This window comes from Piezobacter thermophilus (assembly GCF_055386745.1).
Map to the genome: position 1 here is coordinate 2,376,060 of NZ_AP042380.1, position 21,993 is coordinate 2,398,052.

Here is a 21,993-nt window from a genome sequence, read left to right on the forward strand (position 1 = left end):
CCGGCCCGATGCGGCGGTTATCGCGCAAATTCACCAACGGCCGGCAAAACCACCGCGCGCCGGCCGCGCAACACCCCCGCGACCCGCCCCGCGCCGCTCACAGCAGCCGCACCCGCGGCCGCCGCCACGCCGCAGCCGGAGCAATCATCAATTCGTGCAGGGCCCAGACCAGTGCATCCACCCGGTCAGGAGAGCCCCGCCCCTCGAACCCCCGCGCCGTCATCTGGCACATCTGCTCCTCCAACTCGGCCAGACCGCGCAGATGCTTCACCCGACCCTGCTCATAGAGCGCCGCCACCGGCTCGGCCCGGGCCACCTTCCCGCGCGAGGCCCGCACCGCCCGGAACGGCACCATCGGATCGACCTGGCGCAAGACCTCCTCGACCAGCTGCCCCCCTTGGTTCACCTCGGCCACCAGCCGGTCGGCACCGAATGCCTCCATTGCCGCCACCGCCGCCCGTGCCCAACCCAGCGGCCCGACACCCCGAACCGTGCGATCGGCCAGAACCCAGGCGCGCCAGTCCTGCGGAGGCCCCTGCAGCCGCGCACCCGCCACCACGATGCCGCAGGCATCCGAATCGGCACCCGCGCTCACCGCCGGATCCAGCGCCACCACCACCCGGTCCAGATCGGGGGCGGCCTCGGCACGCGCCGCCTCCAGCATGGCGCTGCTCCACAACGCCCCCTCCACATCCTCCAGAAGCACCCCGTCCAGCTCCTGCCGCCCCAGCCGCGTGCCGGCATAGCGCGCCCGCACTTCCTCAAGAAACGACGCCGCCAAGTTGGCCCGGTTGGCCTCGGTCGGGGCATGGGTCATCACCGTCGAACCCGCCGCCAGAATGTCGCGCAACAACTGCGAGCTGCGCGGCGTGGTGGTCACGCAGACCCGCGGATCCTCGCCCAGCCGCAAGGCGAACTGGAGCATGTCCCAGGCCTCTCCCGCCCGTTTCCACTTGGCCAGCTCGTCCGCCCAGGCGGCATCGAACTGCGGCCCGCGCAGCGCCTCGGCATCATGGGCCGAAAAGGCGCGCGCCTCGGCCCCGTTGGGCCAAACCAGCCGCCGCTCGCCCGCTCTCCAGACCGGCCGTCGGTCGGGCGGCGAACAGGCCAGGATGCCGCTGTCGCCGAACACCATCACGTCGCGCACCTGGTCATAGGTCTCGCCCACCAGCGCCACCCGCCGGCACCGCCCCGGATCCAGCGGCCGCGCGCCCTCGACCTGCGCCCGCACCCATTCCGCCCCGGCCCGCGTCTTGCCGGCCCCGCGCCCGCCCAGGATCACCCATGTCCGCCACGCCCCCTCGGGCGGCAGCTGATGCGGCAGGGCCCAGAATTCGAAAAGGAAAGGGAGGGCCATTAGCCCCCCCTCCCCGATCTCACTCAGGAACGCCTCGCGAATCGCGGCAGGCGCGGAGGCGAGCCAGCCGGCACCCGATTTCAAGTCGAGCCTTGTGCAGGTCGAGCGCATAGCCCCCCCGCACGATTCCCGCCTGTCTTTCGCGCTGTTCGACAAAACACTCCTCCACCTTCTGGCAGGACCGGATCAGGCGTACCGCCTGCTCCACCTGCCGGCCTCCATCCGCAAGGTCCGCACTTTCCCCTGCCTCGATCTGCCGCTTCAGCTCTTCGGCCATCTGCCGCAGCTCGCGAATCGAATCCTCCAGCGACCGAAGCAGATCGGCCGTCCGGGAAACCCGGTCCTCCGGGGTAATCAAAGTCATGCAGTCCCGACCTCATGCGTGAGTGATCTCCGCACGAGAGAAGCTTCCCGCAGCGCACGGGGGACCGCCCCGTCACCGCCTGTCCGCCCCTTCCAGCATGACACAACTTATACGGGAACATCGCCCGCGAGTCAAGATGGCTGCCGCGACCTGCGTACGCAACATTATGATTTTGTTAGGTTATTTGGAGATCTGCGCCATGCACGGAATCCCCGCCTTGCCCGAAGGACGGGCTTTAGCCCATCCCTTACCCACAACATGCGGTCCCGTCTCTGCGCAGTTTCGCCATGCCGGGGCACAGGCCGTGATCCCCCCGTCCGCCCGCCTGCCCGGCCCCACGAGCTCTGCCCGCCGGGCATCAGTTGCCCGACGTCTCCCGCTCGGCCTCGATCTTGCGCCACTTCCTGACATTGCGATTGTGCTCGGCCAGCGTCGAGGCAAAGGCATGCCCCCCGCTGCCATCGGCGACAAAATAGACATAGTCGGTATCGGCCGGATGCGCGGCCGCTTGCAGGCTCGCCTCGCCGGGATTGGCGATCGGCGTCGGCGGCAGCCCCCCGATCACATAGGTGTTCCAGGGCGTCGCCTTGCGCAACTCGCTCTGCCGCAGACCTCGATCCAGAACGCCCCGCCCCCTGGTGATGCCGTAGATCACCGTCGGATCGGTCTGCAGCTTCATGCCCTTCTTCAGCCGGTTGACGAACACGCTGGCCACCTGTTCGCGCTCTTCGGGCACCCCGGTTTCCTTTTCGATGATCGAGGCCAGGATCAGCAGCTCCTCCGGGCTCTTCAAAGGCAATCCCTCCTGCCGTCCCTCCCACGCCGCCGCCAGCCGCGCACGCTGCTTCTCCTCCATCCGCGCAAGCAACACCGCGCGCGGCGTGCCCGGCGTCACCTCGTAGCTGTCAGGCGCAAGCATCCCTTCGGCCGGTACCTCGGAAACTTCGCCGCCAAGCACATCAAACGCCTTGAGTGCATCGACCACCTGCCAGCTGGTCACCCCTTCGGCCACCAGAACGCGATAGCGCGTGTCCGGCTCGGCCCGCCTGCTCTCGTACGCGGCAGGCGCTTCCCCCTGGCCCGGCACGAAAGCCGCTTCTTCCACGTATTTCTGCGTCGCGGGGTCAAGCGCACGCACCTGAACCCGCGACTGCCGCACACCGATCCGGTAGACGATCTCGGTCCCGCAGGTACTGGCCCCGCCGCGGGTGATGACATCAACGATCTCGGCCATCGAGGCCCCCTCGTCGATCAGGAAATTGCCCGCCTTCAGATCGTCGGCCTTGCCGGTATAGTCGGCCCCGATCCGAAAGATCGTGCCATTGCTGATCGCCCCCTGCGCCTCGAGCTGCCGGCTCACCTTGCGCAGGTTCGACCCGCGGTCCACCTTCACGCAGATCGCTGTTTCAAGCGGCCCCCGCGCGGTGTACTGCGCCTTGCCCCACATGATCAGCCCGGCCAGCAGGAACAGCCCTACGGCCAGAATGGTCAGCACGTTCGACGCAATCGCACGCCACATCAGGCGGCTTTCCCGAAGATCACGCTCGCATTGGTGCCGCCGAACCCGAAGGAGTTCGACAGCGCCACGTTGATCTCGCGCTCGCGCTTGCCATTGGGCGCCAGATCCAGCGGCGTCTCGACCGCCGGGTTGTCAAGGTTGATGGTCGGCGGCGCCACCTGGTCGCGAATGGCGAGAATCGCGAAGATCGCCTCGATCGCCCCGGCCGCGCCCAGAAGATGCCCCGTGGCCGACTTGGTCGAGGACATGGTGGCCTTGCCCGCGGCATTGCCCAGAACCCGCTCCACCGCCGCCAGCTCGATCGTGTCGGCCATGGTCGAGGTGCCATGCGCGTTGATGTAGTCGATATCGCCGGGCTCGATCCCGGCATCGGCCACCGCCGCGCGCATCGCCCGCTCGGCACCCTCGCCATCCTCGGCCGGCGCGGTGATATGATAGGCATCCCCCGACAGACCATAGCCCAGAACCTCGGCATAGATCTTCGCGCCGCGCGCGCGGGCATGTTCGTATTCCTCCAGCACCACGACCCCGGCGCCCTCGCCCATCACGAAACCGTCGCGGTCGCGGTCATAGGGGCGGCTGGCTGCCTGCGGATTGTCGGCGAATTTCGTGCTCAGCGCCTTGCAGGCGTTGAAACCCGCAATGCCGATCTCGCAGATCGCCGCCTCGGCGCCCCCGGCAATCATCACCTCGGCATCGCCATGCTGAATCAGCCGGCTGGCATCGCCAATGGCATGAGCGCCGGTGGAACAGGCGGTCACAACCGCGTGGTTCGGCCCCTTGAAGCCGTGGCGGATGCTCACCTGACCCGAAATCAGGTTGATCAGCGCCCCCGGAATGAAGAATGGCGACACCCGCCGCGGCCCCCGCTCCTTCAGCATCACCGCAGTGTCGGCGATCGAACTCAGCCCGCCGATCCCGGACCCGATCATTACCCCGGTGCGCAGGCGGCTTTCCTCGTCTTCGGGCATCCAGCCCGAATCGCGCACGGCCATTTCGGCCGCGGCAATGCCGAACAGGATGAAATCGTCGATCTTGCGCCGCTCCTTGGCGGCAAGCCAGTCATCGGCATTGAACGTGCCGTCGCTGCCGTCGCCCGTGGGCACCTCACAGGCATAGGTAGTGGCCAGGCCGCTTGCCACCGCATCGAACCGCGTGATCGGCCCGGCGCCGGACTTTCCGGCCAGAATCCGCGACCAGGTTTCCTCGACCCCGCAGGCCAGCGGCGTGACCATTCCCAGCCCGGTTACGACTACTCTGCGCATGTGGTGCCCTCTTGCCCCTGAAAACTCCGCCCGCTCTTACCCTGCCACGGGGCAGAGGAGCAAGAGTTTCGGACGTCCGCCCTTCCTAGCGGCAATCCGCCACCTGCCGGCCGATGATCCCCACCACGGATGCCAGCAGCTGCCCCGCCGTTCGCGCACCGTCGCCGGTCCGGTCGCGTTCGGGCACGAACTCCACCAGGTCGAACCCGGCAATCCGCGCCCGCCCCGCCACGCCCCGGATCAGCGCCAGCGCCTCGCGATAGCTCAGCCCGCCGGCGGTGGGCGCGATGACCGCAGGCATGATCGACGGGTCCAGCCCGTCGCAGTCGAAACAGATCACCACCCGCGCGCCTTCTGGCACCAGTTCGATCGCGCGGGCAATACCGCCACCGTCCAGTTCATGCGCGCAGACCAGATGCGCCCCCCATCCGCGCGCGGCAGCCAGCGCCTCCATCCCGGCCGACCCGATGCCCCGCGCACCAACCTGAACGATACGTTCCACATGGCCCATTTCGCTTGCCCGGCGCATGGTCGAACTCAGCCCCAGCCGTTCGCCCTGTACCTCGTCGCGCCAATCGATATGGGCGTCGATCTGAACGATCGTCACCGGCCCCTGCCCGTCGAATGCGGCAAGAAACGGAATCGGCACAGAGTCGTCGCCGCCCAGCAGAACCGGCACCGCGCCGGCCTCGAGAACCGCGCGGGTGGCCCGCTCGATTCGCGCGCGATTGCCGAGCGCATCCGCCGGATCCGTCGGCAGGTCTCCGGCATCCACCGCCCGCACGCCTTCGGGCAGCACCGGCCCGCCGTTAGTGTTCGCGCACGTGGTGTAATTTCTGCACCTTCGACGGTGTAACCAGGGTGGCCATCGAGGTGTATGGTTGCGGTGGAGTTTCAGAGCTTCAACCACGAACCACACGGAGACCCCGATGACCAAGACGAATATGGACCTTTCCGAACTTTTGGCCAAGCAGGACGGTGGCGATTTTCTTCGCGCCGTTGCTGAGGCCGTGCTGCAGCTTCTGATGGAGGCCGATGTCGAGGGCCTGATCGGCGCCGGCAAGCATGAGCGCAACAGTGAACGCACGACGTGGCGCAACGGGTATCGAGAGCGCGCTCTCGATACCCGTTTGGGCCGGCTGAACCTCAAGGTGCCCAAGCTGCGGCAGGGCAGCTACTTCCCGGGCTTTCTGGAGCCGCGCAAGACATCCGAGAAGGCGTTGGTCGCAGTGATCCAGGAGGCATGGATCGGTGGCGTCTCGACCCGCCGCGTGGACGAACTGGCACAGGCGATGGGCCTGCACGGCATCTCCAAAAGCACGGTGTCGAAGCTGTGCAAGGACATTGACGAACGGGTCAACGAATTCCTGAACCGGCCGCTTACCGGTGAATGGCCCTATGTCTGGCTGGATGCCACCTATCTCAAGGTGCGCCAAGGCGGGCGCATTGTCTCTGTAGCGGCCATAATCGCCGTCGCCGCGAACACGGACGGACGCCGTGAAATCATTGGCCTGGGGCTGGGACCGTCGGAGGCAGAAACCTTCTGGATGGATTTTCTCCGCGGCCTCAAGGCCCGGGGGCTTGACGGGAGCAAGCTGGTCATCTCGGATGCCCACAGCGGCCTGCGCGCGGCCATCGGGCGGGTCTTCGACGCTACCTGGCAACGCTGCCGCGTCCACTGGATGCGCAACGCCCTGGCCCACGTCTCGCGCGGCCAGCACACCGTCGTCGCCGCCGCCATCCGCCAGGCCTTCGATCAACCCGACCGAAAGCAGGCCGGCGAGACATGGCGCCGCGTCGCCGACCAGCTACGCTCTCGCTGGCCCAAACTGGCCGAGCTGATGGACGAGAGCGAGCACGACGTGCTGGCCTACATGGCCTTCCCCCGCCAGCACCGCAAGAAACTGCACAGCACCAACCCGATTGAACGTTTGAACAAGGAGGTGAAGCGCAGGGCCGACGTCGTCGGGATCTTCCCCAACGAGGCCTCCATCACCCGCCTCATCGGCGCCGTCCTGTTCGAGCAGAACGACGAATGGCAGACCGCAAGCCGCTACATGCAGGTCGAGGCCTTCGCCCAGATCGACAACGAGGAGACCGACCCCATTCTCAGCATAACAACTCAGGCCGCATGATCATGACACGAGGCCACCCAAATTACACCACCTTGACGGACGTGACCGGCCCGCCGAGATCGAAATTTACCCGCCCGGTATCGCCGGCATAGGCCGCCATCCCCGCCCGTATCGCCACCGGTCCGCCCGCGCAATAGGCGCCGACCGAAGCATAAGGCGTCGCGCAGTCGGCCCCGAAGATCACGATATCGGCCGCAAGCGCGTCCCAGCCGCCGGCTGCCGGCAGGCCCAGAAAGGTTCCCCTCTCGTCCCCGCCGCCGAACATGTCCTTCAGATCCACCATGTGCCGCCCTCCCCCGCTTGCCCCCAGAGTGGCGCGCGCTCCCGCGCAGCGCAAGAGCCCGACGGCAGGGTTCAGAGGAACTCGGCCACCGGTTCGGTCGCCGGTCGGGCCGCCTCCAGCACCTCGCGCAGATCCAGCGTCCGACGAAACAGCACCCGCCCGACAACCGCCCCGGCGATGTTGGGAACGTATTTCAGCCGCGCAACATCGTCGATGGTGCGCACGATACCCCTGGCAATCACCGGCGCCCGGGCCCGTTCGGCAAGCCCCGAAATCAGCCCCAGAGAGGCATCGACCTCGTCCAGGTCGCTGTCGATATCGGTCACCACGATGGCCGCGAACGGCGTGTCACCGAAGGCCGTGATGTAATCCCCGGGCGCGAACGCGCCGGCTTCGCGCCAGCCTTCGGTCATGACCTGCCCGCGCCAGACATCAACGGCCAGAACGATCTGATCGGGATGATGCTCGGCCAGTTCGCGCACCAGGTGCGGCTCGCGCGCGGCCAGCGTGCCGACGACGATTCGCCCCACCCCCCGGTCGATCCACTGTTCGATCCGGTCGCGGCTGCGCATCCCCCCCGAAAGCTGCACCGGAATGCCGGCCGCACGGATGATCTCGCCCACCAGTTCGTCGTTGACCGTCTTGCCCTCGACCGCATCGAAATCGGTCAGGTGCATCCACTCGGCCCCGGCCTCGGCAAAGCTGCGCGCCTTCTCGACCGGATCCACATGCCAGATCATCGGCCGCTCGATCCGCCCCTTTTCGAGCGAAACGCAACGGCCGCCAAGCAGTTCGATGGCGGGATAGATGATCATGACCGCTCCCCCCCTTGTGATGGTCACCGGTCACTCCATCATAACGCAAAAGATGCGATTTCTGGGCATCAATTCGTGCAGCCCGGCCACGCATCACGGGGCGCTCCGGCAGCGGGCTGAAAAGAAACGAAAAAGGGCGCCCGAACGGACGCCCCTGCACGAAGTCGGTTCGATGCGCCTACGACGCTTCGGAAATGAATTTCACCGCGTCGCCGAAGGTCTGGATGGTTTCGGCCGCGTCGTCCGGGATCTCGATGCCGAACTCTTCCTCGAAGGCCATGACCAGCTCGACCGTATCGAGACTGTCCGCGCCCAGATCGTCGATGAACGAGGCGTTCTCGACAACCTTGTCCTCTTCGACGCCCAGATGCTCCACAACAATCTTCTTCACGCGATCAGCGATGTCGCTCATGTCAATTCCTCGTTCTTCAGGGCCCGAGGCCCGGTTCTGCCCATGCCCTTTCGGCGCGGCTTTGCTATGCCCTCTCCGGGCGGTTCGGTCCCGGTGATCCGGGCGTGTCAAAGCGCGGCCAAGGCCGGCCGCGCCCATCCGTTCTGCGCCGCCTATAGCACAGTCGGAGGCCGAGGCAAACGCTTTCCCGCCCGCCTGGCCACCCGCCCGAAGCCGGGCGTTCAGAGCATCGCCATGCCGCCGTTCACATGCAGCGTGGCGCCGGTCACATAGGCCGCCTCCGGACTGGCCAGATACAGCACCGCGGCGGCGACCTCCCCGGGCTCGCCCATGCGACCGGCCGGGATCTGGGCGTTGATCCGCGCCTTCTGGTCGTCGTTCAGCTTGTCGGTCATGGCGGTGGCGATGAAACCCGGCGCCACCGCATTGACGGTGATCCCGCGGCTCGCCACCTCCTGCGCCAGGGACTTGGACATGCCGATCACCCCCGCCTTCGAGGCGGCATAGTTGCCCTGGCCGGGATTGCCGGTGGCCCCCACGATCGACGAGATGTTGACGATCCGCCCCCAGCGCGCCTTCATCATCCCGCGCAGCACCCCCCGGCACAGCCGGAAGGTGGCGGTCAGGTTCACGTCGATCACGCTCTGCCATTCCTCATCGGACATGCGCATGAACAGATTGTCCCGCGTGATCCCGGCATTGTTGACCAGAATGTCCACCCCGCCCATCGCCTCGGCCGCCTGTTTCGGCAGCGCATCGACGGCGGCGGAATCGCTCAGATCGCAGGGCAGCACATGGGCGCGCTCGCCCAGATCGGCGGCCAGCGCCTCCAGCGGCTTCACCCGCGTGCCGGACAGGCCCACCGTTGCCCCCGCCTCGTGCAGCACCCGCGCGATGGCGCCGCCAATCCCCCCCGATGCGCCGGTGACCAGCGCCCGCTTTCCCGTCAGATCGAACATCTTTCCCTTTCTCCCTGCCGCCGAGACCGGCAGCCAATAGTTTTCGCCATCTTCCGGCGGGGGCCTTTCGGACGACCCCGGCCCCGAACCCTCACCCGGTCAGCGCCGCCACCGCCGCCTTCACATCGTCGGGCGTGCCCACCGCCCGCGTGGTGATCGAGCGGTCGATGCGCCGGATCATCCCAGACAAAGCCTTGCCGGCCCCGATTTCCCAGATCTCGCCGACGCCGGCCCCGGCCATGGCCAGCACGCTTTCGCGCCAGCGCACCGCGCCGGTCACCTGCTCGACCAGCAGCGCGCGGATCTCGTCGGGGTCGGTGACGGGGGCCGCGCGCACATTGGCAATCAGCGGCACCGCAGGAGCCCGGAACGCGACCGCGGCCAGCGCCTCTTCCATTACCTGCGCCGCCGGCGCCATCAGCGCGCAATGGAACGGAGCACTCACCGGCAGCATCACCGCCCGCCGCGCGCCCCTTTCCCGGGCCAGCTCCACCGCGCGTTCGACCGCCTGCCTGTGACCCGAGACCACCACCTGGGCAGGATCGTTGTCATTGGCCGCCTCGCAGACCTCGCCCTGCGCGGCCTCGGCCGCCACTGCCCGCACCGCGTCCAGATCCAGGCCCAGAATCGCCGCCATGGCGCCCTCGCCCACCGGCACCGCCTCCTGCATGGCCTGCCCGCGCGTGCGCAACAGCCGCGCCGTGTCGGCAACGGACATCGCCCCCGCCGCCGCCAGCGCCGAATACTCGCCCAGCGAGTGCCCGGCGACGAAAGCCGCCCGCGTCACCGGCACGCCCTCGGCCTCGAGCGCCCGCATGGCTGCCAGCGATGTCGCCATCAGCGCCGGCTGTGCATTGCGCGTCAGCGTCAGTGTCTCGATATCGCCCTCCCAGATCAGGTCACTCAGCTTCTCGCCCAGCGCCTCGTCCACCTCGTCGAAGACGGCCCGGGCCTCGGGCCAGGCCTCGGCCAGCGCCCGCCCCATGCCGACGGCCTGCGCACCCTGCCCCGGAAATACGAATGCAATGGTCATCTGGTTCTCCCAGTGGTCTGCGTCTGCGCCGGTGTAGACCGCGTCGCCGCCCGGCACAAGCCGGCCCCGGCAGGCAGGCGTTGCGCCTGCCCGCGGCAAGGGACATGCTGGGCGGGAACCGAGGACGGAAAACCGCGATGCCGCTTGCCAACACGCCCCGATCCTACGGCAGCCTCGCCAAGACCTTTCACTGGCTCATGGCGGCGTTGATCTTCGCCCAGATCCCGCTGGGCCTTTATGCCAACCGCCTTGCCGCCGACCTGCGCGACCCGGCCACCCCGGCCACGCTGGCCGATATCGAGCGCACCGCGCTGCTGTTCAGCCTGCACAAGACGCTGGGCTTGACGCTGCTGCTTCTCGCGCTGGCCCGCATCGGCTGGGCGCTGATCCAGCCGCGCCCCGGCCTTCTGAACGCGCACCTAAGGGCCGAGGCCTTCCTGGCCGAAACCGTCCATCGGGTCATCTACGGCGCGCTGGTCCTGGTGCCGCTCTCGGGCTGGATCAGCCATGCAGCCGCGACCGGCTTTGCACCGATCTGGTGGCCCTTCGGCCAGTCGCTGCCCTTCGTGCCGAAAAGCGAAGCCCTCGCCGCATGGGCCGGCTCGCTCCATGTCGTGCTTCAACGCATCTTTTTCGTCGCCCTGGCACTGCACGTCGCAGGCGCGCTCAAACATGCCCTGATCGACCGTGACGCCACGCTTCGGCGGATGCTTCCGGGGCCGGCAGCAACCCCGGTTCCACCCCCGCAACGCCGCACCATCCGCCCCGTCCTCGCCGCGCTGGCGGCCTGGGCGGCGGGCCTTGCCATCGCCGTCAACACCGGATCCCTCGCGCCCCCGCCGAACCTGTCCGCGCAAAACGCCCAGCCCGGGCCCGAACTCTCACCCGCCCCTGACGCACCGCCTGCGGACAACTGGCAGGTGACGGGCGGGCAGATCGCGCTGACCGTCACCCGCGCCGGCAATACCGTCTCGGGCGCCTTCACCGACTGGAGCGCCGCCATTGTCTGGAACGCGCCGCCCTCTCCCGGCCCCGCCGGCTATGTCGATGTGGTGATCGAGTCCGGCTCGCCGACCCTGGCCGGGAGCGGCGACGCGCTCTCCCCGCGCGACCTGTTCGGCGCAAGTACCTGGCCCACGACCATCTTCACGGCCGAAATCGGGCGCGGCGACAGCGGCGATGTGGCCATCGGCACCCTGTCCGTGGGCGAGCGGACCGAGCCGGTCAGCGCGCCGGTCGAAATCGCGGTGCAGGGGGACGGCACCCTGTCCTTCCGGACCCGGCTGGACCTTGCGCCCTTCGCACCCGCGCCGGCGGCCGCGCCTCCCGCCCCGACCATGGCCCTGACGATCACCCTGACCGCCCGGCAGGGCGGCTGAGCTCAGTCGCGCAAATACAGCACGTCGCCATGCCGCGGCACCTGCCAGTAGCGGTGCGAGGCCAGCCGGAACCCCATGGTGCGCATGTGCGCGTCGATCTCCTCGAAGCGCGAGGCGCCCTCGTACATCGGCACCCGGCTGACCTCGCACTTGCACTGGGCAAAGGCCTTCAACCCCTCGCCCAGCCCCTGCAGCACCGGGTATTCATGCCCCTGCACGTCCAGCACCAGCATCGGGCGGCGCGCCCGCGACAGGTCGATGCCATGCCGGGCAAGGATCTCGGGCAGGCTGCGGGTCGTCAGCTCCAGCACCTCGCCGCTTTCGCGCACATGGGGAAAGCGGTCGCGGAAGGTCTCGGTGGCATGATGTACCGACGAGGACGCCCCGTCGCCATCGAAACGGAAAAATGCCAGCTTTTCACCCCCACTGGCGGATACCAGCGCACATTCCGCCAGATGCCGTGCCGGCCCGTCTCGCCCGGCCAGGCGCCGCACCAGCTCGGCATGGGTGTCCGGGTCGGCCTCGATCCACAGCACCGTTTCCGCCCCGCAAGCCTCGTAGAAGGCGGCATCCTCGCCCCAATGCGCCCCCACATGCACGACCAGATCGACAGGCGCGCGGCGCTCCATCAGGAGTTCATATTTCGAGGCTCGGAAATACTTGCGCCACCGCTTCGGCACCAGCTTTTTCGCCGCCCGCTCCACCCCCTTGAGAAACCGCATCCACCTGCCTTTCGCCTTTTGCGCCTGTCTACCAACCACCCGCCGGACCGGCAAGGCGGCCCACAAGAGCCGCCCGCAACATTCCGCTTGCCGCAACGCCCCCCCCGCTTTACCTATTTCCCCATGAGCGCACCTCTGATCGATCCATTCGCCCGCCCGATCTCGTATCTGCGCGTATCGGTCACTGACCGGTGCGACTTCCGGTGCGTCTACTGCATGTCGGAAAACATGACCTTCCTGCCCAAGAAGGAGTTGCTCACGCTCGAGGAACTCGACCGGATGTGCTCGGCCTTCATCCGCATGGGGGTGGAGAAGCTGCGGATCACCGGGGGCGAGCCGCTGGTGCGGCGCGGCATCCTCACCTTCTTCCGGTCCATGAGCCGCCACCTCGACAGCGGCGCGCTGAAGGAACTGACGCTGACCACCAACGGCTCGCAGCTGGCCCGCTTTGCCGACGAGCTGCACGCCGCCGGGGTGCGGCGGGTGAACGTCTCGCTCGACACGCTGGACGAGGACAAATTCGCCCGCATCACCCGCTGGGGGCGGCTGAAACAGGTGCTGGAGGGGGTGGACGCCGCCCGCCGCGCCGGGCTGCGGGTCAAGATCAACACCGTGGCGCTCAAGGGCTTCAACGAGGACGAGCTGCCGCGCATCACCGAATGGTGCGCCGAACAGGACATGGACCTGACCTGGATCGAGGTCATGCCCATGGGCGAGGACATCGACAGCGCCGCCCGCATCGGCCAGTTCTGGTCGCTCGGGGACGTGCGCGCAACTTACGAACGCGCCTACACGGTCACCGACCTGGCCGAACGCTCGGGCGGCCCGGCGCGCTATGTGCGGCTTGAGGAAACCGGACAGAAGATCGGCTTCATCACCCCGCTGAGCCATAATTTCTGCGAAAGCTGCAACCGCGTGCGGCTGACCTGCACGGGTGAGCTCTACATGTGCCTCGGGCAGGAGGACGTGGCCGATCTGCGGGCGCCTCTGCGCGAGAACCCCGGCGACGACGCGCCGCTTGAGGCCGCCATCCGCGCCGCCATCGCGCGCAAGCCCAAGGGGCATGATTTCGACTATTCGCGCCAGCGCCCGGGCGGGCAGGTGGGCGGGCAGATGCCCCGGCACATGAGCCACACGGGCGGCTGACATGGCCGCAGCCGGCGGTGGCCCGACGCCGCTTTTCCGCCTCTATCGCGTGGCAAGCATCCTGCTGGTGCCCTTGGCCTGGGCAGCGGTGTCGCGCAAGCTGCGTCGGCACGGCGTGGCGGTGGAGCGAATGCACGAACGGCTGGGACATGCCAGCCTGCCGCGCCCGGCCGCGCCGGTGATCTGGTTCCACGCCGCCAGCGTCGGCGAAAGCCTCTCGGTGCTGGCGCTGATCCGCCGCCTGGGCGAGCGGCTGCCGCAGGCCGAATTCCTCATCACCTCGGGCACGGCAAGCTCGGCGCAGCTGATCGGCGCGCGCCTGCCGCCGCGCAGCCGCCACCAGTTCGCACCGCTGGATGCGCCGGGGCCGGTGGGGCGGTTCCTCGACCACTGGCGCCCGGCAGCGGGGATCTTCGTCGAAAGCGAAATCTGGCCCAACATGCTGGTGATGGCGCGGGCGCGCGGGGTGCCCCTCGCGCTGGTGAATGCGCGCCTGTCGGCGGCTTCCGTCCGCGGCTGGCGCCGTCACCCCGATACCGCCCGCTTCCTGTTGAGCCGCTTCGATCTGCTCATGGCCCGGGACGGGGCCAGCGCGGGCGATCTGCGCTCGATGGGGGCCGATCCCGCGCGGGTGGAGATCGGCGGCGATCTCAAGGCCGCCGCCGCCGCCCCGCCGGTGGACACCGCCGCGCTGGCTAGGATTCGCGCCCGGCTGGGAAACCGCCCGGTCTGGGTGGCAAGCTCCACCCATCCCGGCGAGGAGGAGATCGTGCTGGCCGCCCATGCCCGGCTGCTGCGCGACCGGCCCGATCTGCACCTGGTGCTGGTGCCACGCCACCCCGAGCGCGGGGACGATGTGGAGGAAACCCTCCGCGCCGCCGGCCCGCCCCTCGCCCGGCGCAGCCGCGGAGAGATGCCCGGCCCGGATCATTCCGTCTATCTGGCCGACACGCTGGGCGAAACCGGCACATGGTATGCGCTTTCGCAGATCGTGTTCCTGGGCGCCACGCTGGTGCCGAAGGGCGGCCACAACCCCTACGAGCCGGCCATGGCCGGCTGCGCGATCATGGCCGGGCCGCATCGCGACAATGCGGCACAGGCCTATGCCGGGCTTGAGCGTGCCGGCGCCCTGGCGACGGTGAATGATGCAACCGGCATCGCCGAACAGGTGGCGCGGTGGCTGGACGACCCCGGCGCGCTCGAGGCCGCCCGCCGCGCCGGACACGCCCATGTTCAGGCGCAGGACGCGGCCCTCGACAAGGTTGCCGGGCGGCTGATCGACGCGCTGGAACTGGGGGGGACGGATGGCTGAGCTCTTCGTCACCAATTTCAATCCCCGCTTCACCGGCGTCTCGGCTACCGCCGCAAACGTGGTGCGCCAGCAGGTGGGGGCGTTCGACCTGCGCCTCGTGGGCCGCCCCCTGCCCGGCTGCCCCGAGCCGATCACGCCGCGCGAAGCGCGGGCGCTCTCGCGCACCCCGCCGCCCGGGCGCCCCTTTGCCATCTGGCATGTGCGCCGCAACCCCGAGATGCGCGCCGCCATCTGGGCCCGCGACGTGCTGCGCCTGCCGGTGCGCATCGTCTTCACCTCGGCCGCCCAGCGGCGGCACTCGGCCTTTCCGCGCTGGCTGATCTCGCGCATGGATGCAGTCATCGCCACCACCGAGCAGGCAGCGGATTTCGTCCCCCATGTGCGCGCGGTAGTCCCGCACGGGGTGGAAACGGATATCTTCGCCCCCGCCGCCGACCGCGCCGCCGAATGGGCCGCACTGGGATATGGCGGCCGCTTCGGCATCGCCACCATCGGCCGGGTGCGCCCGGAAAAGGGCACCGACCTGTTCGTCGAGGCGATGCTGCGCCTTCTGCCCGATCTGCCCGACGCGGTGGCGCTGGTGGTGGGCCGGGCCGCGCGCGAGCACCACAAATTCGACCTCGAACTCAAGGACCGGGTGCAGCGGGCGGGGATGATCGACCGCATCCGCTTCGTCGGCGAGATGCCCGCCCACCGCCTGCCCGCCCTGATGCGGGCGCTGTCGCTGGTGGTGCAGCTGCCGCGCTATGAAGGCTATGGCATGGTGCCGCTGGAGGGCATGGCCAGCGCCGTGCCCTTCGTCGCCTCGGATGCCGGGCATTACCGCGATTTCTCGGACGAGGAGCGCTGCGGGCTGGTGGTCCCGCGCGAGGCACCGGCCGCCGCCGCCGAGGCTGCCCGCGCCATCCTTTCTGATCCCGGCCGCCACGCGGCCATGGGCCGGACCGCCTGCGAAACCGCCCGGCAGAAATTCAGCGCCGCCGCCGAGGCCGCCGGGATCGCGCGGGTCTATGACGCGCTCTGGCAGGGTGCTGTGCGCTGACCGGCGCGGGACGGGATGCGGCGGGATGCGGGCACTCGCGCAGATGTGACCGGGCGGGTGCTGTCTTCATGCCCGCCCGCCGCATAGGATCCGGCGGGAACGATACCAACAGGGCAGACACGCATGACACGGAACCTGACGAGAGGGGCGGCTCTTTCGGTGACACTCATCGCCACGCTGGCAACGGCCCCGGCCGCACTGGCCGATGCGCATGGCAACAAATGGGTGCACAGCCGCGAATTCCAGGGCGAAACCTATGTGATGTATTACAATCACATGGCCCTTTACACCTATGACGAAGACGCGCGGGGCAAGTCCAACTGCACCGGCGAATGCGCCGAGAAATGGCCGCCGGCGGTGCTGGACCCCGGCACGCCGCTGGGCGAGGGCTATTCCCTGATCGAACGCGAGGACGGCCGCATGCAGGCCGCCTTCCGCGGCCGGCCGCTCTACCTGTGGAGCGGCGATTCCCGTCCCGGCGACCGGGGTGGAGACGGGCTGGGCGGAAAATGGCGACTGGCCCGGCCCTGAGAAGCCCTGCTTCACAGGCAAGGGGGGCGTCGCCCCCCTCGGCCCTGCGGGCCTCACCCCCCAGGATATTTGAGGCCAGAAAAAGAACAGGATGGCTGCACCGGCGGGGGGGTGGGCGATCAGTTGGCGGGCATCCGGCTTTCGACGATTTCCGCCCACCACGAGCAGCCGGCCGGGATCGTCTCGTCGTTGAAGTCGTATTCCGGGTGGTGGACCATCGCCGTGTCGCCGTTGCCGACGAGGATGTAGGCGCCGGGGCGTTCCTCCAGCATGAAGGCGAAATCCTCGCCGCCCATGACCAGCGGTGCCTCGTCGCATTGTCCCGAGACCTTGCGCGCCACTTCGGCGGCGAATTCGGTCTGTTCGGGGCTGTTGACCATCACCGGGTAGCCGCGCGTGTATTCGACCTTTGCCGAGCCGCCGAAGGTGGCCGCGACCCCGGTGCAGATCTCGCGGATCCGGGTTTCGGCGAGGTCGCGCATGGCGTTGCTCATGGTGCGCACGGTGCCGCGCAGGTGCACCCGCTGGGGGATCACGTTGAAGGCGGTGGAAGAGGTCTCGAACGAGGTCACTGAGACCACCACCTGATCCACCGGGTCGGCGTTGCGGCTGGCGATGGTCTGCAGCGCCAGCACGGCCTGCGCGGCCATCACCGTGGTGTCCACCGTGTCCTGCGGCTTGGCCGCGTGGCCGCCCTTGCCCTCGAAGTCGATCTCGAAGACGTCGGTAGCGGCGAAGAAGGCGCCGGGGCGGATGGCGAAGCTGCCCACCGGCCGGCCCGGCCAGTTGTGCATCCCAAAGACCTCCTGGATGCCGAAGCGTTCCATCAGGCCGTCGTCGCACATTTCCTTGCCGCCGCCGCCGCCCTCTTCGGCGGGCTGGAAGATGACCACCGCGGTGCCGTCGAAATTGCGCGTCTCGGCCAGGTATTTCGCCGCCCCCAGCAGCATCGCCGTATGCCCGTCATGGCCGCAGGCGTGCATGGCGCCGGGCGTCTTCGAGGCATAGCCCACCCCGGTCTGCTCCTGGATCGGCAACGCGTCCATGTCGGCGCGCAGCCCGATCACCCTGCCCGAAGCGGTGGAGAGGCCGCGGATCACCCCCACCACCCCGGTGCGGCCAATCCCCGTCACCACCTCGTCGCAGCCGAATTCGCGCAGCTTCTCGGCGACCAGCGCCGCCGTGCGGCGGGTTTCGAACAGGATTTCGGGGTGCTGGTGGATGTCGCGCCGCCAGGCGGTGATCTCGTCATGCATTTCGGCAAATCGGTTCTTGACCGGCATCGTGCTTCCTCTCGTTTCGTCCTGCGTTTCAGCCGACCGGCATCCGGCGTTCGACCAGCTCGGCAAACCAACTGCTGCCGGCGGGAATGGCATCGTCGGCAAAGTCATAGGCCGGGTGGTGACACATGGGCGTATCACCATTGCCGATGAAGATGTAGGCGCCGGGGCGTTTTTCCAGCATGTAGGCGAAATCCTCCGACGGCATGACCGGATCGACATTGTCGATGACCGTGCCGGCCACCGCCCGGGCGGCCTCGGCGGCGTGGATGGTCTGGCCGGGGTGGTTGATGGTGGCCGGGTAGCCGGGCGTCCAGACGACCTCGGCCGTGGCCCCGAAGGCCGAGGCGGTGTCGGTGGCGATGCGGCGCACGCGCTCTTCCGCCAGGGCCCGGCATTCGGGGTCGAGCGTGCGCACCGTGCCCTCCATCCGCACCCGGTGGGCGATGATGTTGGACGAGGCGCTGTCGGTCTCGAAGATCCCCACGCTCAGCACCACCCGCCGGATCGGATCGACATTGCGCGAAACGATGCTTTGCAGCGCAATAAGCACATGCGCCGCGACCAGGGTGGTATCGACCGCCTCATGCGGGGCGGCGGCATGGCCCCCGCGCCCTGTCACGGTGATCTCGAACTCGTCGGAAGAGGCCAGCAGCGCCCCGGGGCGGATCGCGAACTGCCCCACCGGCAGGCCCGGCATGTTGTGCATGCCGTAGACCTCCTGGATGTTCCAGCGCTCCATCAGCCCGTCGTCGCACATCGCCTTCGCGCCGGCCCCGCCCTCTTCGGCGGGCTGGAAGATCAGCACCGCAGTGCCGTCGAAATTGCGCGCCTCGGAGAGGTATTTCGCCGCCCCCAGCAGCATCGCCGTGTGCCCGTCATGGCCGCAGGCATGCATCCGCCCCGGCACCTTCGAGGCATATGGCGCCCCTGTGGCCTCGGTGATCGGCAGGGCATCCATGTCGGCGCGCAGCCCGATCACCCGCCCCGAGGTATCGGAGCGTCCGCGAATGACCGCCACCACTCCGGTGCGGCCGATGCCGGTGGCGATCTCGTCCACGCCGATTTCGCGCAGCCGCGATTCGACGAAACGGGCGGTCTCGTGAACCTCGTACATCAGTTCGGGGTGTTCGTGCAGATGCCGCCGCCAGGCGGCGATCTCGTCATGCAGCTCGGCCAGCCGGTTCCTGATCGGCATTCCCTATTCCTCCCTCAGCATGTCCAGCAGCCGCTCCATGAAGGCCCGCCCGGCCCGGAACTGCGCCACCGAGATGAACTCGTCGGCCTGATGGGCCTGCTCGATGCTGCCGGGGCCGCAGATCACCGCCGAATGGCCCGCCTGCTGGAACTGCCCGGCCTCGGTGCCGTAGCTGACCACATGAGTGCCGTTGTCGCCGGTCAGGCGGCGAGCCAGCGCCTCGGCCGCGCCGTCCGGTTCCGGGCGCAGACCCGGCACGCCGAAATTCGCCTGCACCTCGATGCGCGCCGAGGGGTGCACCGCCTGCATGTCGCGCTCGACCCGGCGCACCTGCTCCATGTAGCGCGCCCGCCACTCCTGCGGATCCTCGTCGGGCAGCACCCGCATGTCCATGGTGAAGGCACACTCGCCGGCGGTGATGTTGGGCGCCGTGCCGCCCCGGATCATGCCCACATGCACCGTCGTCCAGGGCGGATCGAACAGCGCCGCCACCGGCGAGGGCGACGCGGCGGCGCTTTGCGCATTGGCCTCGTTGGCCCATTCGATCAGCCGCGCCGCCTGCATGACCGCGCTCACCCCCCGATGCAGCAGCGACGAGTGCACCTCATGCCCGATCACCCGGGTGCGAAAGCCGTAGCCGCCCTTGTGCGCAGTCACCACCTGCATCATCGAGGGCTCGCCAACGATCACCGGCCCGCCTTCGGGCAGCGCCCGGGCCATGGCCTCGATCAGCGGCGGAGCGCCGAGGCAGCCCACCTCCTCGTCATATGAGAACGCCAGCTGCAGCGGCCGGCGCAGCCCGCGCCCGGCGGCCTCGACCATGGCCCATATGGCCAGCGCGTCAAAGCCCTTCATGTCGCAGGTGCCGCGCCCGTAATAGCGCCCCTCGCGCAAGGTCAGCGTGAAGGGGTCCGAGGTCCATTCCTGCCCGTCCACCGGCACCACGTCGGTATGGCCCGAGAGCACCACCGCCCCTTCCCGCAGCGGCCCGACATGGGCGAAAAGGCCCGCCTTGCGGCCCGTTTCATCGGGCACCAGCTGCGCCGTGATCCCGTGACCGGCAAGATGGTCGCGCACCCAGTGCACCAGATCGAGGTTGGACTCCCGGCTCACCGTCGGAAAGGCGATCAGCCGCTCCAGGATCTCCTCGGGCGAAAGCCGCGCCGCCATGGCGTCAATACCCGCAGTCGGTGGTCAGGACGAAATGGCCCGGCTCGACCTCCTCGTATTCCGAGGGGCCCGGCACATGCCCGAGCGGGTGAATCGGCGAGGGGATCGGCTTGAAATTCAGATCCTTTTCCGTCTTGCGCCGGCCGGGATCGGCCACCGGCACCGCCTTCATCAGCGCCTGCGTATAGGCATGGCGCGGGTTCTCGAACACCGCCGCGCGCGGGCCGATCTCGACGATGCGACCCAGATACATCACCCCCACATGGTGGCTGACCCGCTCGACCACCGCCATGTCGTGGCTGATGAACAGGAAGGACAGGCCCAGCTCGGCCTGCAGCTCCATCATCAGGTTGAGAACCTGCGCCTGCACGCTGACATCCAGCGCCGAAACCGCCTCGTCGGCGATGATGAGCTTGGGGTTCAGCGCCAGCGCCCGAGCAATGGCGACGCGCTGGCGCTGGCCGCCGGAAAGTTCGTGCGGATAGCGGCGCAGGAAGCTGCGCGGCAATTCCACCCGGTCGAACAGATGCGCCACCCGGTCGGTCAGCTCGGACCCCGCCGCGGTGCCGTAGTTGCGCATCGGCTCGGCCACCTGATCCATCAGCTGCATCTGCGGGTTGAGCGAGGCAAAGGGATCCTGAAAGATCATCTGCATGTCGCGCCGCGCCTCGCGCAGCCCGGCCGCATCCAGCCGCATGATGTCCACCCCGTCGAGGTCGATCTTTCCGGCCAGCGGCTCGACCAGACGCAGGATCGAGCGACCGGCGGTAGACTTGCCGCAGCCCGATTCGCCCACCAGGCTGAGCGTCTGGCCCCTGTTGAGGGTGAACGAGACGTCCTCGACCGCGTGCACATTGGCCACGGTACGGCGGAAGAACCCGCCCTTGACCGGAAAGCGCGTCACCAGCCCGCGCACCTGCAAAAGCGGCTCGTCGGTGCCGGGGATGGGCGCGATCTTCTGATCCTCCACACCCAGAAGGCGCATCGGCTCGGGGGCGGGGCGGCCGCGCATCTCGCCCAGCCGGGGCACCGCCGCCAGCAGCGCGCGGGTATAGTCGTGGCGGGGGTTGGCGAAGATCTCCTCGACCGGGCCCTCCTCGACCTTGCGGCCGCGATACATCACCACCACCCGATCGGCCATCTGCGCCACCACCGCCATGTCGTGGGTGATGAACATCACCGCGGTGCCGGTCTCGCGCTTGAGCCGGTTCATCAGCGCCAGGATCTCCGCCTGGATGGTCACGTCCAGCGCGGTCGTGGGTTCGTCCGCGATCAGCAGGCGCGGCTCGCAGGCCATGGCCATGGCGATCACCACCCGCTGGCGCATCCCGCCCGACAGCTCGTGCGGATACTGCTTCAGCCGTCGCTCGGGCTCGGGGATGCGCACCTGACGCAAAAGCTCCAGCGCCCGGGCCTCGGCCTGCGCACGGTTCATCCCCATGTGGACGCGCAGCCCCTCGGTCAGCTGACGGCCGACGGTGAAGACCGGGTTGAGCGCGGTCATCGGCTCCTGGAAGATCATGCCGATCTCGTTGCCGCGGATGTGGCGGATCAGATCGGGATCGGCGCGGGCAAGGTCGATCTCGCCCCCCTCGCGACGATCGAAAAGCAACCGGCCGCGGGTGATCTCGCCGCCGCCGAACTCGACCAGCCGCATCAGCGACAGCGATGACACCGACTTGCCCGACCCGGATTCACCCACGATGCAGACGGTTTCGCCGGGGTGGATCTCGAACGAGACGTCCTCGACCCCGACGACGGGGCCGTCCCTGGTCTGGAATTCGACCCTGAGCTCCCTGACCTGTGCAATCGGGCGTTGATCCAGCACCTGCATCCTCCATTCCGGCCGGCAAACGCTACGGCGAGGGTGGCCGCGCTGTCAAACCCGCAAAAGCTTTCCCCTGCGGTAAGGCTTGCTTTTTTTTCTACTTCTGCTTCGATACCCGCGTATCCGCCGACCGGCCCCCCCGGAACGGATGGGTCATGGTGCGCCAGGCGTCTGTTTTCGCACCATTTCCGGTAGGCGGCACAAGCCCCGCGCACGACAGGGACGCGCGGACAACAGAAGGCA

21 protein-coding genes are annotated in these 21,993 nt (G+C 68.5%); 6 read left to right on the top strand and 15 right to left on the bottom strand.

The window, feature by feature from the left end:
* Nucleotides 1-97: 97 nt before the first annotated feature.
* From ACZ5CM_RS11490 to ACZ5CM_RS11510, 5 genes are all read right to left on the bottom strand, one after another.
* Nucleotides 98-1,468, bottom strand: coding sequence for a DNA-packaging protein (locus tag ACZ5CM_RS11490; protein ID WP_464638866.1), 1,371 nt, complete (start codon nt 1,466-1,468; stop codon nt 98-100).
* Nucleotides 1,377-1,721: a hypothetical protein gene (locus ACZ5CM_RS11495; protein WP_464638868.1), complete on the bottom strand. Its 345-nt coding sequence runs from the start codon at nt 1,719-1,721 to the stop codon at nt 1,377-1,379. Before ACZ5CM_RS11495 ends, ACZ5CM_RS11490 begins: the two co-directional genes overlap by 92 nt.
* A gap of 358 nt (nt 1,722-2,079) precedes the next feature.
* Nucleotides 2,080-3,240 (bottom strand): endolytic transglycosylase MltG, encoded by a 1,161-nt coding sequence (gene mltG / locus ACZ5CM_RS11500; RefSeq protein ID WP_464638870.1) that lies wholly within the window; start codon nt 3,238-3,240, stop codon nt 2,080-2,082.
* Nucleotides 3,240-4,505, bottom strand: coding sequence for a beta-ketoacyl-ACP synthase II (gene fabF, locus ACZ5CM_RS11505; protein WP_464638872.1), 1,266 nt, complete (start codon nt 4,503-4,505; stop codon nt 3,240-3,242). The genes mltG and fabF overlap by 1 nt, the downstream gene beginning before the upstream one ends.
* A gap of 85 nt (nt 4,506-4,590) precedes the next feature.
* The gene (locus tag ACZ5CM_RS11510; RefSeq protein WP_464638874.1) at nt 4,591-5,304 is read right to left on the bottom strand and encodes an arginase family protein; all 714 of its coding nucleotides are present in this window, start codon (nt 5,302-5,304) and stop codon (nt 4,591-4,593) included.
* A gap of 130 nt (nt 5,305-5,434) precedes the next feature.
* On the opposite strand from ACZ5CM_RS11510, the gene ACZ5CM_RS11515 reads away from it, so the two are divergent.
* The gene (locus ACZ5CM_RS11515; RefSeq protein WP_464637579.1) at nt 5,435-6,640 is read left to right on the top strand and encodes an IS256 family transposase; all 1,206 of its coding nucleotides are present in this window, start codon (nt 5,435-5,437) and stop codon (nt 6,638-6,640) included.
* A 22-nt stretch (nt 6,641-6,662) separates the two neighbouring features.
* Here the strand turns inward: ACZ5CM_RS11515 and ACZ5CM_RS11520 are convergent, their stop codons facing one another.
* The 5 genes from ACZ5CM_RS11520 to fabD all read right to left on the bottom strand — a co-directional run bounded on the left by ACZ5CM_RS11520 (nt 6,663) and on the right by fabD (nt 10,142).
* Nucleotides 6,663-6,923, bottom strand: coding sequence for a hypothetical protein (locus ACZ5CM_RS11520; protein ID WP_464638876.1), 261 nt, complete (start codon nt 6,921-6,923; stop codon nt 6,663-6,665).
* Between the two features lie 71 nt (nt 6,924-6,994).
* Nucleotides 6,995-7,738: a 1-(5-phosphoribosyl)-5-[(5-phosphoribosylamino)methylideneamino]imidazole-4-carboxamide isomerase gene (locus tag ACZ5CM_RS11525; RefSeq protein WP_464638878.1), complete on the bottom strand. Its 744-nt coding sequence runs from the start codon at nt 7,736-7,738 to the stop codon at nt 6,995-6,997.
* A gap of 178 nt (nt 7,739-7,916) precedes the next feature.
* Complete coding sequence (locus tag ACZ5CM_RS11530; protein ID WP_036558652.1) at nt 7,917-8,150, bottom strand: acyl carrier protein; 234 nt, start codon at nt 8,148-8,150, stop codon at nt 7,917-7,919.
* A gap of 221 nt (nt 8,151-8,371) precedes the next feature.
* Nucleotides 8,372-9,109: a 3-oxoacyl-ACP reductase FabG gene (gene fabG / locus ACZ5CM_RS11535; RefSeq protein WP_464638880.1), complete on the bottom strand. Its 738-nt coding sequence runs from the start codon at nt 9,107-9,109 to the stop codon at nt 8,372-8,374.
* A 91-nt stretch (nt 9,110-9,200) separates the two neighbouring features.
* A complete protein-coding gene (gene fabD, locus ACZ5CM_RS11540; protein WP_464638882.1) occupies nt 9,201-10,142 on the bottom strand; it encodes an ACP S-malonyltransferase in 942 nt (313 codons plus the stop codon).
* A gap of 137 nt (nt 10,143-10,279) precedes the next feature.
* On the opposite strand from fabD, the gene ACZ5CM_RS11545 reads away from it, so the two are divergent.
* A complete protein-coding gene (locus tag ACZ5CM_RS11545; RefSeq protein WP_464638884.1) occupies nt 10,280-11,521 on the top strand; it encodes a cytochrome b/b6 domain-containing protein in 1,242 nt (413 codons plus the stop codon).
* 2 nt (nt 11,522-11,523) lie between these two features.
* On the opposite strand, the gene ACZ5CM_RS11550 is transcribed toward ACZ5CM_RS11545, so the two are convergent.
* Nucleotides 11,524-12,243, bottom strand: coding sequence for an FkbM family methyltransferase (locus tag ACZ5CM_RS11550; RefSeq protein ID WP_464638886.1), 720 nt, complete (start codon nt 12,241-12,243; stop codon nt 11,524-11,526).
* Nucleotides 12,244-12,366: 123 nt separating this feature from the next.
* On the opposite strand from ACZ5CM_RS11550, the gene moaA reads away from it, so the two are divergent.
* The 4 genes from moaA (at nt 12,367) to ACZ5CM_RS11570 (ending at nt 16,274) form a co-directional block, all read left to right on the top strand.
* Complete coding sequence (gene moaA / locus ACZ5CM_RS11555; RefSeq protein WP_464638888.1) at nt 12,367-13,389, top strand: GTP 3',8-cyclase MoaA; 1,023 nt, start codon at nt 12,367-12,369, stop codon at nt 13,387-13,389.
* A gap of 1 nt (nt 13,390) precedes the next feature.
* Nucleotides 13,391-14,701, top strand: a complete 1,311-nt coding sequence (locus tag ACZ5CM_RS11560; protein WP_464638890.1) for a 3-deoxy-D-manno-octulosonic acid transferase — start codon at nt 13,391-13,393, stop codon at nt 14,699-14,701.
* Complete coding sequence (locus ACZ5CM_RS11565) at nt 14,694-15,743, top strand: glycosyltransferase family 4 protein (RefSeq protein ID WP_464638892.1); 1,050 nt, start codon at nt 14,694-14,696, stop codon at nt 15,741-15,743. Before ACZ5CM_RS11560 ends, ACZ5CM_RS11565 begins: the two co-directional genes overlap by 8 nt.
* A gap of 123 nt (nt 15,744-15,866) precedes the next feature.
* Nucleotides 15,867-16,274 carry a COG4315 family predicted lipoprotein gene (locus tag ACZ5CM_RS11570; RefSeq protein ID WP_464638894.1) on the top strand — a complete coding sequence of 136 codons (408 nt, stop codon included), beginning with the start codon at nt 15,867-15,869 and terminating at the stop codon, nt 16,272-16,274.
* A 119-nt stretch (nt 16,275-16,393) separates the two neighbouring features.
* On the opposite strand, the gene ACZ5CM_RS11575 is transcribed toward ACZ5CM_RS11570, so the two are convergent.
* The 4 genes from ACZ5CM_RS11575 to ACZ5CM_RS11590 are packed head-to-tail and all read right to left on the bottom strand — an operon-like array spanning nt 16,394 to nt 21,747.
* Complete coding sequence (locus ACZ5CM_RS11575; protein WP_464638896.1) at nt 16,394-17,557, bottom strand: M20 aminoacylase family protein; 1,164 nt, start codon at nt 17,555-17,557, stop codon at nt 16,394-16,396.
* Nucleotides 17,558-17,585: 28 nt separating this feature from the next.
* On the bottom strand, nt 17,586-18,752 hold the full coding sequence (locus ACZ5CM_RS11580) for a M20 aminoacylase family protein (RefSeq protein WP_464638898.1): 1,167 nt from the start codon (nt 18,750-18,752) through the stop codon (nt 17,586-17,588).
* Between the two features lie 3 nt (nt 18,753-18,755).
* Nucleotides 18,756-19,922, bottom strand: coding sequence for an acetylornithine deacetylase (gene argE, locus ACZ5CM_RS11585; RefSeq protein ID WP_464638900.1), 1,167 nt, complete (start codon nt 19,920-19,922; stop codon nt 18,756-18,758).
* 4 nt (nt 19,923-19,926) lie between these two features.
* Nucleotides 19,927-21,747, bottom strand: coding sequence for an ABC transporter ATP-binding protein (locus ACZ5CM_RS11590; protein ID WP_464642590.1), 1,821 nt, complete (start codon nt 21,745-21,747; stop codon nt 19,927-19,929).
* Between the last annotated feature and the right edge of the window lie 246 nt (nt 21,748-21,993).

Excerpts from the sequence above, each read along its gene's own strand:
- fabG (WP_464638880.1), bottom strand. The coding sequence starts at position 9,109 with ATGTTCGATCTGACGGGAAAGCGGGCGCTGGTCACCGGCGCATCGGGG.
- ACZ5CM_RS11520 (WP_464638876.1), bottom strand. The coding sequence starts at position 6,923 with ATGGTGGATCTGAAGGACATGTTCGGCGGCGGGGACGAGAGGGGAACC.
- mltG (WP_464638870.1), bottom strand. The coding sequence starts at position 3,240 with ATGTGGCGTGCGATTGCGTCGAACGTGCTGACCATTCTGGCCGTAGGG.
- ACZ5CM_RS11580 (WP_464638898.1), bottom strand. The coding sequence starts at position 18,752 with ATGCCGATCAGGAACCGGCTGGCCGAGCTGCATGACGAGATCGCCGCC.
- ACZ5CM_RS11570 (WP_464638894.1), top strand. The coding sequence starts at position 15,867 with ATGACACGGAACCTGACGAGAGGGGCGGCTCTTTCGGTGACACTCATC.
- ACZ5CM_RS11560 (WP_464638890.1), top strand. The coding sequence starts at position 13,391 with ATGGCCGCAGCCGGCGGTGGCCCGACGCCGCTTTTCCGCCTCTATCGC.
- ACZ5CM_RS11490 (WP_464638866.1), bottom strand. The coding sequence starts at position 1,468 with ATGCGCTCGACCTGCACAAGGCTCGACTTGAAATCGGGTGCCGGCTGG.
- ACZ5CM_RS11495 (WP_464638868.1), bottom strand. The coding sequence starts at position 1,721 with ATGACTTTGATTACCCCGGAGGACCGGGTTTCCCGGACGGCCGATCTG.
- moaA (WP_464638888.1), top strand. The coding sequence starts at position 12,367 with ATGAGCGCACCTCTGATCGATCCATTCGCCCGCCCGATCTCGTATCTG.
- ACZ5CM_RS11565 (WP_464638892.1), top strand. The coding sequence starts at position 14,694 with ATGGCTGAGCTCTTCGTCACCAATTTCAATCCCCGCTTCACCGGCGTC.
- ACZ5CM_RS11575 (WP_464638896.1), bottom strand. The coding sequence starts at position 17,557 with ATGCCGGTCAAGAACCGATTTGCCGAAATGCATGACGAGATCACCGCC.
- ACZ5CM_RS11525 (WP_464638878.1), bottom strand. The coding sequence starts at position 7,738 with ATGATCATCTATCCCGCCATCGAACTGCTTGGCGGCCGTTGCGTTTCG.
- argE (WP_464638900.1), bottom strand. The coding sequence starts at position 19,922 with ATGGCGGCGCGGCTTTCGCCCGAGGAGATCCTGGAGCGGCTGATCGCC.
- ACZ5CM_RS11545 (WP_464638884.1), top strand. The coding sequence starts at position 10,280 with ATGCCGCTTGCCAACACGCCCCGATCCTACGGCAGCCTCGCCAAGACC.
- fabD (WP_464638882.1), bottom strand. The coding sequence starts at position 10,142 with ATGACCATTGCATTCGTATTTCCGGGGCAGGGTGCGCAGGCCGTCGGC.
- ACZ5CM_RS11550 (WP_464638886.1), bottom strand. The coding sequence starts at position 12,243 with ATGCGGTTTCTCAAGGGGGTGGAGCGGGCGGCGAAAAAGCTGGTGCCG.
- ACZ5CM_RS11530 (WP_036558652.1), bottom strand. The coding sequence starts at position 8,150 with ATGAGCGACATCGCTGATCGCGTGAAGAAGATTGTTGTGGAGCATCTG.
- ACZ5CM_RS11515 (WP_464637579.1), top strand. The coding sequence starts at position 5,435 with ATGACCAAGACGAATATGGACCTTTCCGAACTTTTGGCCAAGCAGGAC.
- fabF (WP_464638872.1), bottom strand. The coding sequence starts at position 4,505 with ATGCGCAGAGTAGTCGTAACCGGGCTGGGAATGGTCACGCCGCTGGCC.